Consider the following 11,668-nt stretch of genomic DNA (forward strand, 5'->3'; position numbering starts at 1 on the left):
ATGACGGACAGCCCCGGCCAGGGCCGATGCGACTGCGGCGCGCCCGCGGGCGAGCTCGGCACGTGCGCGGACTACTACCACGCCATCCTCGCCGAGGAGCAGTCCGATCCGGAGATGTACCGGTGGCACGCGGTCGTGGTCATGGCCTACCTGCTGCAACATCCGTCGAGAGGCCACGCCACGTACCTCGACGGCCAGTTCCGCATGCTGCAGTTCTCCGTGGATCAAGGGCTCGACGCTCTGGCCCGGCTGACGGCCGGCCAGGTGGCGCGCAACAACCACCGGGCGCGGCGGGCTTTCGAGCCGGATCTCCTGACCGCCTACCCACCACTCCCCCAGGACGGGCCGCCCGCGCGCTTCACCGCCGCCTTCAGCTCGCTGCCGGTCCGGGAGGGGAGCTTCGTGTTCGACGGGCCCGTGCCGTACGGCGAGCGCATCAGGGCCATCGCCGTGGCGACGGTCGAGGGCTGGAGAGCCGTGCAGCGCTGAGGTGACGTCCACCCGCTGGACATCCGCCCACGTCCGGGCTAATGTACAACCAAATGGTTGTACATGAAGAGGCCGTGGACCAGCTGTTCCACGCCCTGGCCGACGGAACACGCCGCGACATCCTTCGCCGCTGCGGAAGGGGCGAGCTGTCGGTGTCGCGCCTGGCCGAGGCCTACCCGATGAGCTTCGCCGCCGTGCAGAAGCACGTGGCGGTACTCGAACGCGCCGGCCTGGTCAGCAAGGAGCGTCGCGGAAGGGAGCAGCTCGTGCGAACCGATCCCGACGCCGTGAGCAGGGCCCGCGCCGCCCTCGACGAGCTCGAGGCGACCTGGCGCGGACGGGTGGACCGCATGGCTCACCTGCTCGCCCTGGATCCCGGCCCAGAAACCGACAACCCGACGAGAGGACCAGCCCGATGAGCGTCACGAGCATCGACAAGGACTTCGAGAACCTGACCCTGACCCTGATCGCCGACTTCGACGCGCCGGTCGAGCGGGTGTGGCAGCTGTGGGCCGACCCGCGGCAGCTGGAGCGCTGGTGGGGCCCGCCGACCTATCCGGCGACGGTCGAGGAGCACGACCTGACGCCCGGGGGGAGCGTCACCTACTTCATGACCAGCCCCGAGGGCGAGAGGTACCGCGGCTGGTGGCGGGTCTCGGCGGTCAGCCCGCCCAAGTCGCTGGAGTTCATCGACGGTTTCGCCGACCAGGACGGCACGCCCTCGGACATGCCGACCACGACGTCTCACATGCAGTTGCTCACGCACGACGGCGGCACCCGGATGGAGCTGCGCTCGGTCTTCGACTCGCGTGAGCAGATGGAGCAGCTCGCGGAGATGGGCATGATCGAGGGGCTCAGGCTGGCGATCGGGCAGATGGACGCGTTGCTCACCGACTGACCGCGAACGGCTGACCGCGACCGACTGACCGCGAACGGCTGGGCCGGAACGACTGGCGGAACGACCAGGTCTGAACGACCGCGGCACGGCACCGGACACGGGTGAGACACCGGGTCCGGTGCCTTCACGTGTGCGCCCGGCTCACGGCTTGCGCGCGACTCCCCCCAGGAGCACCTCTTCCCACGTCGCCAGCCCCCCGTGCCGGTGCTCGTCGGGCCGCCACTCGGCCAGGTTCACCACGCCTGGCTCCACGAGCTCGAACCCCTCGAAGTATCGTTCCACCGCCGCCCGCGACCGGAAGAAGCCGGTCCCCATGGTGGCGTGCAGCATCGCCTCCAGCGCCTTGGCCTGCGGGTGCTGGGCCGTGTGGAAGTTGGTCGCCGCCAGGTAGCTCCCTCGCGGCACCGCCCCCATGTAGTCGGTGACCAGCCGCCACGGATCCTCGCTGTCGGGGAACAGGTGCAGCAACCCGACCATCATGATCGCCACTGGCCGGGAGAAGTCGATGTGCCGCAGCAGCTCGGGATGGCCGAGCACGGCGTCGACGTCCCGCGCGTCGGCGGTGATCGCGGTCGCCCTGCCGTTCTCGCGGAGGATGGAGAGCGCGTGCGGCTCCACCATGGGGTCGTTGTCGACGTAGACGACCCGAACCGCCGGGTCGGCGAACTGCGCGACCTCGTGGGTGTTCTCGATCGTCGGCAGCCCCGCCCCCACGTCGATGATCTGGGTGACCCCGGCCTCGCGCACCAGGAAGTCGGTGACGCGCCCGATGAAGGAGCGGTTGCACCAGACCAGGTCCACGACCTCCGGCACGGCGGTTTTCAGCTTGGTGGCGACCGCGCGGTCGACGGCGAAGTTCTCCGTTCCGCCGAGGAGCGCGTCGTGCACCCTGGCGACGCTGGGCGCTGACGCGTCGACACCGGGAGGCGACCACTCGCGACCTGCTTCGAGCGCCATGGCCACTCCGTAACTGCCGAATGAGGGGACGAGTGGCTGGATCGTATCCCCGTAGGGGACGGTACGTCAGTAAGTCATGCTGCAGGTCGGAGACACCCCAGCGTTATTGAAACGTTCTTCATTGACGTACAAGCCCAGGACCTGCGGAAAGTTCCAAACCCGCAACGAGGCCTTGTGCAACCTGGAGAAGAACGTTTTAATCCCCCGTAACACCGATGTAGCGAAGTGTTTCGACGAGAGGAGACTGGGCGTGCTTGCCTACGGCGGCGACTGGAACCCCGAGCAGTGGCCCGAGGAGATCTGGTCGCAGGACGTCCGGCTGATGCGCGAGGCCGGCGTCAACCGTGTCAGCCTGGGCATCTTCGCCTGGTCGAAGCTGGAGCCTGCCGAGGGCGTCTACGACTTCGCCTGGCTCGACCGCTGCATGGACCTGCTCGCCGAGAACGGCATCCGGGCCAACCTGGCCACGCCGACGGCCGCTCCCCCGCCGTGGTTCGCCGCGACCTACCCGCAGGCGCTGCCGGTCGACGCCGACGGCAGGGTGCTCACCCACGGCAGCCGCCAGTCGTTCTGCCCCAGCTCGCCGATCTACCGCGAGAAGGCGCTGGCCATCGCGGAGAAGGTCGCCACGCGGTATGCCGGGCACGAGGCGCTCGCGCTCTGGCACATCCACAACGAATACGGCTGCCACAACTCCCGGTGTTTCTGTGACACTTCCGCGGAAGCGTTCCGTAGTTGGCTCTGTGAACGTTACCAGAGCGTTGACCAGGTGAATCAGGCCTGGGGATCGGCTTTCTGGTCACAGCTTTACAGCGACTGGAGCCAGATCCTGCCGCCCCGCGCCACCCCCACCTTCACCAACCCCGCGCAGCAGCTCGACTTCCGCCGTTTCAGCTCCGACGCGCTGATCGAGCTCTACCGCGCCGAGCGCGACCTGCTGGCGGGCATCACCCCGGGTGTCCCGTTCAGCACCAACCTGATGCCCGGCATGCACTGGGAGATGGACCAGTTCGCGTTCGCCAGGGAGCTCGACGTCGTCTCCGCCGACCACTACCTGGTCGGCACCGACCCCGAGCCGCACATCCACCTGGCCTTCTCCGCCGACCTGGCCCGTTCGCTGAACGGCGGCCGCCCGTGGCTGCTGATGGAGCACTCCACCAGCGGCGTGAACTGGCAGGGCCACAACCGCGCCAAGCAGCCCGGCGAGATGATCCGCAACTCCGCGCAGCACCTGGCGCGCGGCGCCGACGGCATCATGTTCTTCCAGTGGCGAGCCTCGGCCGCCGGCGCCGAGAAGTGGCACTCGGCGATGGTGCCGCACGCCGGCACCGAGACCAAGATCTGGCGCGAGGTGGTCGAGCTCGGCGCCCTGCTCCACGACAACGCCGCCGTCGAGGGCAGCACGGTCGCCGCCGACGTCGCGATCCTCATGGACTACTCCAGCATCTGGGCGCAGGAGCACCCCGCGCAGCCCACGACCAAGCACAAGCCGATCGACGTGATCCGCGAGTGGTACGGCCAGCTGTGGAAGCTGGGCGTCACCGCCGACGTCGTGCACCCTTCGGCCGATCTCACGGGCTACCAGGCCGTCATCGTCCCAGCTCTGTACTCTGTGAACGATCACAGTCAGGCCAACCTGGAGCGCTTCGTCGAGCAGGGCGGTGTCACGCTCGTCGGGCCGTACTCCGGGATCGTCGACGAGCACGACCGCGTGCGCCTCGGCGGCTACCCGGGGGCCTGGCGCGAGCTGCTGGGCATCACGGTCGAGGAGTTCTTCCCGCTCGACGACGACATCCGGCTCACGAGCGGCGCCACCGGCACGGTCTGGTCGCAGCTCACCCACGCGAGGGGCGCCAAGGTCCTCGACAGCTACGTCACCGGCGAGCCCGCGTGGACCCGCAACGTGTACGGCGAGGGCGTCGCGCACAGCCTCACCACGCTGCTCACGGGCGACGACCTCAAGCACGTGATCGCCGAGGTGTGCGCCGACGCGGGCGTCGCGACGAGCGACCACCCGGGCGTGGAGATCGTCCGGCGCGGCCACCCGGACGGCAGCGTCCACGTCTTCGCGATCAACCACACGGCCGAGGACGTCACCGTCCAGGGGGTGGGCACGGTCCCCGCCGGGCGCGTTGTCATCGCCCATCAGGCAAGCGCTTTCCCCCAGGAGGTGGCGCCATGAGCACGGAGACGGGCCACAGCGTGACCACCGAGCCACGCGGCACGATCGCGGGCGGCGTGCCGTACGTCAACCCGCTGGCCTCCCCCGACGACATCAGGGGCTTCCGCCTGGAGGGCGACGGCGCGGTCACCTTCCCCCGCGGCCGCATGCGCCTGGAGAGCCTGCGCCCGCCCGAGGACGGCCAGGACGCCAACATCGTGCTCTGGTCCCCCCACGACTTCCCCGCCGACGTGACGATCGAGTGGAACTTCTGGCCGGTCAACGAGCCCGGCCTGGCGATCCTGTTCTTCCACGCCCGCGGCAGGAACGGCGAGGACCTGTTCGACCTGGCCCCCCGCACCGGCCCCTACGAGCAGTACCACCACGGCGACCTGGACGCCTACCACGTGTCCTACTACCGCCGCATGTGGCCGTCCGAGCGCAGGCTGCACACCTGCAACCTGCGCAAGAGCCACGGCTTCCACCTCGTCGCCCAGGGTCCCGACCCGCTCCCCGCGGCGCTGGACGCGCAGGGCCCCTACGCGATGCGCCTGACCGTCAAGGACGGCGAGGTCGCCTTCTCCGTCGACGGCCTGGAGAGCTTCCGCTGGAAGGACGACCGCCCCCTGCAAGGCGGGAAGATCGGCCTGCGCCAGATGGCTCCCCTGATCGGCGAGTACGCGGATCTGCGGGTGACGCCATGCTGAAGCTCTACCGGGCCTTCGACGAGGTCTTCTGGACCGCCCGCCTGAACCTGCTGTGGCTGGCCTTCACCCTCATGGGCGGGATCGTGCTGGGCATCGGCCCGGCCACGGTCGCCGCCTACGGCCTGGCCAGGCGGCACAGCCAGGGCAAGTCGACCACGGTCGGCGACTTCGCCGGCCTGTTCCGCAAGGAGTTCAGGTCCGGCTCCGTGCTGGTCCTGCCGATCGTCGCGGTCGTCACGCTGCTGATCGGTTACTACGAGTACTTCACCGGCCCGATGCGAACGCTCACAGGCGTCGGGCTGATCCTGGTGGCCGCCACGGCGTCCTACCTGTTGCCCATGTACGTCCACTACGACCTGAGGCCACGCGCCTACGTTCCCACGGCATCGCTGTTCGCGCTCACAAGGCCCGCGGCCACGATCCTGCTGCTGTTCATCCTCACGGCGGTGGTCTTCGCGACCGCATCGCTCCCCCTCCTGGCACCCCTGTTCACCGTGGGCGCCTGGATTCACCTCAACACCTGGCTCTGCCTGCGCTTCTTCGCCGAGAACGAAGCGCGCCTGCTTGCGAAAGGCATCTGATGAACCACTCCCCCCGCCGGCTGCTGGCCGGAATGTTGGCGCTCACAACCGTGCTCACCGCCGCCGCCTGTGGCAGCGAGGGCGAGGGCGGCGGCGAGGCCGCGAGCAACTCGCTGACCATGATGGTCCCCCTGTTCGGCACCGCGCCGAGCCCGCAGGGCGAGATCCACCAGGCGGTCGAGAAGCTCACCGGCAAGAAGCTCCAGATCACCTGGGTGCCGAACGCCGAGTACCCGGACAAGACCAACGTCACGCTGGCGTCGGGCAACATCCCTGACGTCATGGTCATCCAGGACAACAAGGGCGCCCAGTTCGTCAAGACGGCCGAGGCAGGCGCCTTCTGGGACCTGACCGACAAGCTGGACAAGTACCCGAACCTGAAGCCCAAGACCGAGCAGGGCCGGATCAACTCCCAGACCAACGGCAAGAACTACGGCGTCTACCGCGTGCGCCCGCTGCTGCGCTCCGCCGTCATGATCCGCAAGGACTGGCTGGAGAAGCTCGGCCTGCAGCTGCCGAAGACCACCGAGGACCTGTACACCATCGCCAAGGCCTTCACCGAGAAGGACCCCGACGGCAACGGCAAGAAGGACACCTACGGCCTGATCCTGCCCAAGTGGCCCTCCCCCAGCTTCTCCGCCTCCAGCCCGTACAACGCGATCGACGTCTGGTTCGGCGCCCCGAACAACTACGGCATGCGTGACGGCAAGCTGATCACCGAGTTCGACGCCCCCGAGTTCTGGGAGGCGCAGAAGTACATCAAGCGCTTCATCGACGAGGGTCTGGTCAACCCGGACTGGGCGACCCTCGACACGGCCAAGTGGAACGACCCGTTCGTGCAGGGCAAGGGCGGCATCTCGATCGACGTGAACGTCCGCACCGGCCAGCTCTACGACCTGTTCAAGGAGGTCGACCCGACGGGCTACCAGAACAAGGTCACCATGGTGGGCAACCTGGCCCGTCCCGACGGCCAGAAGACCTCCCTGCCCTTCACCGGCTTCAACGGCATCATCACCGTCTCCAAGTCGCGCATCAAGACCGAGCAGCAGCTCGACGACGTCCTGAAGTTCCTGGACAAGCTCGCCTCCAAGGAGGGCTCCGTCCTGCTGACCAACGGCATCGAGGGTCGCAACTTCAAGGTCGAGAACGGCTTCGCGGTCAAGATCGACGACCAGAAGCCCGAGATGAAGACCATCAAGAACGACGTCGAGTCGGCCTTCATCCAGCTCGGCATGACCTCCAGCGTCGGTGTCGCGGGCGGCGCCTACGAGTGGATGCGTCCCACCCCCGAGGAGCAGGCCTGGCAGAAGGAGCGCGACCTGATCGCCGAGGAGGACCTGAAGACCGCGGTGCACGACCCGTCGCTGCCGCACATCTCCAAGACCGCCGTGGAGAAGGGCGCCACGCTCAACCCGATCCCGACCGACGCCCGGATCAAGCACCTCGCCGGCCAGCTCACCGACGAGCAGCTCAAGGCCGAGTTCCAGCGCTGGCACACCTCCGGCGGCGACCAGATCATCGCCGAGCTCACCGAACTGATCGGCAAGACCAGCTGACGTTCCCGACGTGAGGGGGCCCGGACGGGTTCCGGGCCCCTCCCCCGAAAGGAGGCCGCTATGGCCACCGACCTGGCGCCGCCTCCGACCGAGGCGTCACGCAAGGCCAAGAAGCAGAAGGCGCCCAGGGTGCCGCTGGGAGCGGCGATCCTCCGCTACCGCTGGCTCTACCTGATGCTGCTGCCCGGCCTGGCGTACTTCGTCATCTTCAAGTACCTGCCGATGTACGGGCTCACCATCGCCTTCCAGGACTTCGTGCCGTTCCTGGGCTACTCCGGCAGCGAGTGGGTGGGGTTCAAGCACTTCGAGACGCTGTTCGCCGGCGGCGACTTCGGCATGCTGTTCAGCAACACGATGATCCTGGCGATGCTGATCTTCCTGATCGCCTTCCCCATGCCGATCATCGTCGCTCTCATGCTCAACGAGCTGCGCATCAACGTCGTCAAACGTTCGGTCCAGTCGCTGATCTACATCCCGCACTTCCTGAGCTGGACCATCGTCGCCGGGCTCACCTACATCCTGTTCTCGGTCGACTTCGGCGTGATCGCCAACTGGATCCACTCGATCGTCGGCGGCGGCAAGGTCGACTACGTCGCCCAGGCGGACTGGTTCCGGCCGATCATCATCCTGCAGACGGTCTGGAAGGGCACCGGCTGGGGCACGATCATCTACCTGGCCGCGCTGGCCAGCGTCAACACCGAGCTGTACGAGGCCGCCCGCATGGACGGCGCGGGCCGCTGGCGGCAGTTCTGGCACGTCACGCTGCCGGCCATCCGCCCGACGATCGTGCTGATGGCGATCCTGCACTCCGGCCACCTGCTGGACCAGAGCTTCGAGCAGCTGTGGCTGCTGACCAACTCGCTCAACCGCGAGGTCGCCAACGTCTTCGACACCTACACGTACTACGTCGGCATCACCCAGGGCGGCTACAGCTACGCCACCGCGGTCGGCCTCTTCAAGGGCACCGTCGGCGTGCTTCTGATCTTCGGATGCAACTGGCTGGCCAAGCGCCTCGGGCAGAGAGGGCTCTTCTAGCCATGAAGCAAACGTTCGGCAGCCGCGTCTTCGACGTCGTCAACACGGCCCTGCTCGTCGGCATGGGCCTCATCACCGTGCTGCCCCTGCTCTACGTGCTGGCGGGCTCCTTCGCCACCGAGTCGGAGATCGCGACCCGGCCCTTCTTCCTGTGGCCGGAGCGGTTCACCACCGGGGTCTACGAGTACATCTTCGCCACGCCCACCTTCGTCAGGGCGCTGATCACGACCATCTTCGTGACCGCGATCGGCACGCTGGTGCAGCTGGCGCTCACGCTGGTCATGGCCTACCCGCTGGCCAAGAAGGGCCTGCCCGGCCGGGGTGTCGTGCTGAACATGATCATCTTCGCGATGGTCTTCAGCGGCGGCATGATCCCCACCTACCTGGTGGTGCGCGACCTGGGCCTGCTGGACAGCTACTGGGCGCTGATCCTGCCGCTCGCGATCAACCCGTTCTACCTGATCATCGTCAAGAGCTTCTTCCAGGAGCTCCCCGAGGCGCTGGAGGAGGCCGCGCGCATCGACGGCGCCAGCGAGCTCATGGTCTTCTGGCGGATCGTGCTCCCGCTGTCGAAGCCGGTCATCGCGACCTTCGCGCTGTTCTACGCGGTGGCCATCTGGAACGACTACATGTCGCCATTGCTCTACATCACCGACAACACCAAGTGGACCCTGCAGGTCCTGGTCCGCCAGCTGACCAGCCCGGAGGCGGCCAACGCCCTGGCCACGGTGGACTCGGCCAACTTCTTCCCCGTCGAGGGCATCAAGTTCGCGGTCGTCGTGATCGCCACCGTGCCCATCCTGTGCTTCTACCCGTTCCTCCAGAAGCACTTCGCCAAGGGCGTCATGATCGGGTCGGTGAAGGAGTAGTGACCGTCCTTCACTGGCTGGACGGCTCGCGGGGCCAGGGCACCTCCTGGGGTGTGCCCTGGCCGCGCGGTGCCCACCACCCCGGCACCCCGTTCTCCCTCGGCGAGGTCCCCCTGCAGAGCTGGGTCACCGCGACCTGGCCAGACGGGTCGATCAAGTGGTCGGGCCACGCCATCGGCCCGCAGGACCGGCCGGCCGAGACCTACACGCTCGCGGCCGGCGAGCCCGCCCGCCCCGAGCACCCGGTCACCGTCGACGGCCTGACCGTTCGCAGCGGCCCGGTCACCTGGCAGCTGTCCCGCGACACGCTGATCGAGTCGATCACGTACGGCTCCCGCGAGATCGTCCGTGACGTGCGCCTGGTCAGCGTCAAGGACGAGGAGACGGTCGCCACGGTCGAGCGGGTGACGGTCGAGCAGGACGGCCCGGTCCGCGCCGTGGTCAGGGTCGAGGGGCGGCACGGCGACTGGTTGCCGTTCTCCGTACGGCTGTACTTCTACGCCGGCGCCCGCGACGTGCGCATCGTGCACACCTTCGTCTGGGACGGCGACCCCGAGCGCGACTTCCTCAGGGGCCTGGGCCTCAAGGCCGACGTGGTGATGCGCGACGAGCTGCATGACCGCCACATCCGCCTGGCCGGTCCGTCGGGTTTCCTCACCGAGTCCGTGCGCGGCCTCACGGGCCTGCGCCGCGACCCCGGTCAGGCCGTACGGCAGGCGCAGCTGACCGGCCGCCCGGTCGGCGAGATCCCCAACCCCGAGGTGGCCGGCAGGCTGCACCTGATCCCCGCCTGGAACGACTACACCCTCGACCAGAACAGCGCCGACGGCTTCGTGCTGCGCAAGCGCACCAAGCGGGGCCGCGGCTGGGTGACGATCCCGGCCGGCACCCGCTCCCAGGGCTACGGCTACGTCGGCGGTGTCAGCGGCGGCCTCGGCTTCGGCCTGCGCGACTTCTGGAAGCTGCATCCCACCAGGCTCGACATCCGCAACGCGGCAACCGAGCTGGCGACGGCGGCGGTCTGGCTGCACTCGCCCAGCGCCCCGCCGCTCGACGTGCGGTTCTGGCACGACGGCATGGGCCAGGACACGCATGCCGAGCAGCTCGAAGGCCTGGAGATCACCTACGAGGACCACGAGCCGGGCTTCGGCGACGCCCACGGCGTCGCCCGCACCCACGAGCTGTCCTTGCGGGTCTTCGAGAGCACGCCGCAGGAGCTCCCGCTGGAGCTCGCCCCGAGCCTGCTGGTCTGCACGCCCGAGCGCTACCACGAGGCGGGCGTCTTCGGCTCGTGGGCGCCGAGGGGCGACGACCCGGCGGAGGAGCGTCTCGACTTCCTCTTCGACTTCTACCGCGACCAGCAGGAACAGCGCCGCTGGTACGGGTTCTGGGACTACGGCGACGTCATGCACGCCTACGACGCCGACCGGCACACGTGGCGCTACGACGTCGGCGGCTACGCCTGGGACAACTCGGAGCTGTCCCCGGACTTGTGGTTGTGGTACCAGTTTTTGCGTACCGGCCGGGAAAGCGTTTTCCGCTTCGCGGAGGCGATGACCCGCCACACCGGCGAGGTCGACGTCTACCACCTGGGCCCGTGGAAGGGACTGGGCTCCCGGCACAACGTGCAGCACTGGGGCTGCTCCTGCAAGCAGCTGCGCATCTCCAGCGCGATCTACCGGCGCTTCTACTACTACCTGACCACCGACGAGCGCACCGGCGACCTGATGGACGAGCTGAGCGAGAACGCGGTGGCCGCCCTCGACCCTCTCCGCAAGTATCGCGACATCGACGAGCCCAGGATCGGCCTGGGCACCGACTGGGGCGCGCTGGCGGCCATGTGGCTGACCCGATGGGAGCGCCACGGCGACACCGAGGCCCGCGACAAGCTGCTCGGCACGATGGCCGACATCGCCGGCATCGGCTTCCTGGTCGGCGAGGCCGCCCTGAGGGAGGGCCGCCTCCACCAGACCACGGCCGAGATCTCCGTCTCGCACCTGTCGGCGGTCTTCGGCCTGCCCGAGGTCTGCGCCGAGCTGATCGACCTGGAGCTCGGCGTGCCCGGCTTCGAGCAGGCCTGGCTCGACTACTGCCGCCTCTACCTGACCGCCGGGTTCGAGACCGTCTCGCTGATCCAGGCCCACAGCCGCCTGGCCGCCTACTACGCCCACCGCACCGGCGACCAGGCGCTGGCCGACGTGGCCTGGCGCGCCTTCGAGGTCGGCGACGGCGACCGGCTCAACACCAACCCGCTCCAGGCCGAAGCCGACTGGAAACGCACGCGCGTCGACGGCGCGAACGTGCTCATGCCCGTCGACGAGGCCCCCTACATCTCCACCAACGACGCCGCCCAGTACTCCCTGGCGGCGATCCAACTCCTCGCCCTCATCCCCCGGAGGCCTTGATGGAAGTTTC

11 protein-coding genes are annotated in these 11,668 nt (G+C 68.4%); 10 read left to right on the plus strand and 1 reads right to left on the minus strand.

Features of this window, described 5'->3' with window-relative positions; all coding sequences use genetic code 11:
* The 3 genes from ACIBH1_RS15615 (at position 1) to ACIBH1_RS15625 (ending at position 1,387) form a co-directional block, all read left to right on the plus strand.
* Complete coding sequence (locus tag ACIBH1_RS15615) at positions 1-489, plus strand: DUF5946 family protein (protein WP_397314414.1); 489 nt, start codon at positions 1-3, stop codon at positions 487-489.
* A gap of 74 nt (positions 490-563) precedes the next feature.
* Positions 564-908, plus strand: a complete 345-nt coding sequence (locus ACIBH1_RS15620; protein WP_397314415.1) for an ArsR/SmtB family transcription factor — start codon at positions 564-566, stop codon at positions 906-908.
* Positions 905-1,387: an SRPBCC domain-containing protein gene (locus ACIBH1_RS15625; RefSeq protein WP_397314416.1), complete on the plus strand. Its 483-nt coding sequence runs from the start codon at positions 905-907 to the stop codon at positions 1,385-1,387. Before ACIBH1_RS15620 ends, ACIBH1_RS15625 begins: the two co-directional genes overlap by 4 nt.
* Positions 1,388-1,528: 141 nt before the next feature.
* Here ACIBH1_RS15625 and ACIBH1_RS15630 read toward each other — a convergent pair whose 3' ends face one another.
* Positions 1,529-2,344, minus strand: coding sequence for an SAM-dependent methyltransferase (locus tag ACIBH1_RS15630; RefSeq protein ID WP_397314417.1), 816 nt, complete (start codon positions 2,342-2,344; stop codon positions 1,529-1,531).
* Between the two features lie 250 nt (positions 2,345-2,594).
* On the opposite strand from ACIBH1_RS15630, the gene ACIBH1_RS15635 reads away from it, so the two are divergent.
* From ACIBH1_RS15635 to ACIBH1_RS15665, 7 genes are read left to right on the plus strand one after another with little or no spacing between them, the layout of a single operon-like run.
* A complete protein-coding gene (locus ACIBH1_RS15635) occupies positions 2,595-4,526 on the plus strand; it encodes a beta-galactosidase (RefSeq protein ID WP_397314418.1) in 1,932 nt (643 codons plus the stop codon).
* Positions 4,523-5,212: a DUF1961 family protein gene (locus tag ACIBH1_RS15640; protein WP_397314419.1), complete on the plus strand. Its 690-nt coding sequence runs from the start codon at positions 4,523-4,525 to the stop codon at positions 5,210-5,212. Before ACIBH1_RS15635 ends, ACIBH1_RS15640 begins: the two co-directional genes overlap by 4 nt.
* Positions 5,206-5,793 carry a YesL family protein gene (locus tag ACIBH1_RS15645; protein WP_397314420.1) on the plus strand — a complete coding sequence of 196 codons (588 nt, stop codon included), beginning with the start codon at positions 5,206-5,208 and terminating at the stop codon, positions 5,791-5,793. The genes ACIBH1_RS15640 and ACIBH1_RS15645 overlap by 7 nt, the downstream gene beginning before the upstream one ends.
* A complete protein-coding gene (locus ACIBH1_RS15650; RefSeq protein WP_397314421.1) occupies positions 5,793-7,349 on the plus strand; it encodes an extracellular solute-binding protein in 1,557 nt (518 codons plus the stop codon). The genes ACIBH1_RS15645 and ACIBH1_RS15650 overlap by 1 nt, the downstream gene beginning before the upstream one ends.
* Positions 7,350-7,409: 60 nt before the next feature.
* Positions 7,410-8,384 carry an ABC transporter permease gene (locus ACIBH1_RS15655; RefSeq protein WP_397314422.1) on the plus strand — a complete coding sequence of 325 codons (975 nt, stop codon included), beginning with the start codon at positions 7,410-7,412 and terminating at the stop codon, positions 8,382-8,384.
* Positions 8,385-8,386: 2 nt separating this feature from the next.
* Entirely contained in the window at positions 8,387-9,253 is an 867-nt protein-coding gene (locus tag ACIBH1_RS15660; RefSeq protein WP_397314423.1) for a carbohydrate ABC transporter permease, read from the plus strand.
* On the plus strand, positions 9,253-11,658 hold the full coding sequence (locus ACIBH1_RS15665; RefSeq protein WP_397314424.1) for a Tat pathway signal sequence domain protein: 2,406 nt from the start codon (positions 9,253-9,255) through the stop codon (positions 11,656-11,658). The genes ACIBH1_RS15660 and ACIBH1_RS15665 overlap by 1 nt, the downstream gene beginning before the upstream one ends.
* Positions 11,659-11,668 lie beyond the last annotated feature (10 nt).

The sequence above is a fragment of the Nonomuraea sp. NPDC050663 genome, from assembly GCF_044456985.1.
Taxonomy (GTDB): Bacteria; Actinomycetota; Actinomycetes; order Streptosporangiales; family Streptosporangiaceae; genus Nonomuraea.

Excerpts from the sequence above, each read along its gene's own strand:
- ACIBH1_RS15615 (WP_397314414.1), top strand. The coding sequence starts at position 1 with ATGACGGACAGCCCCGGCCAGGGCCGATGCGACTGCGGCGCGCCCGCG.
- ACIBH1_RS15660 (WP_397314423.1), top strand. The coding sequence starts at position 8,387 with ATGAAGCAAACGTTCGGCAGCCGCGTCTTCGACGTCGTCAACACGGCC.
- ACIBH1_RS15650 (WP_397314421.1), top strand. The coding sequence starts at position 5,793 with ATGAACCACTCCCCCCGCCGGCTGCTGGCCGGAATGTTGGCGCTCACA.
- ACIBH1_RS15625 (WP_397314416.1), top strand. The coding sequence starts at position 905 with ATGAGCGTCACGAGCATCGACAAGGACTTCGAGAACCTGACCCTGACC.
- ACIBH1_RS15640 (WP_397314419.1), top strand. The coding sequence starts at position 4,523 with ATGAGCACGGAGACGGGCCACAGCGTGACCACCGAGCCACGCGGCACG.
- ACIBH1_RS15655 (WP_397314422.1), top strand. The coding sequence starts at position 7,410 with ATGGCCACCGACCTGGCGCCGCCTCCGACCGAGGCGTCACGCAAGGCC.
- ACIBH1_RS15630 (WP_397314417.1), bottom strand. The coding sequence starts at position 2,344 with ATGGCGCTCGAAGCAGGTCGCGAGTGGTCGCCTCCCGGTGTCGACGCG.
- ACIBH1_RS15645 (WP_397314420.1), top strand. The coding sequence starts at position 5,206 with ATGCTGAAGCTCTACCGGGCCTTCGACGAGGTCTTCTGGACCGCCCGC.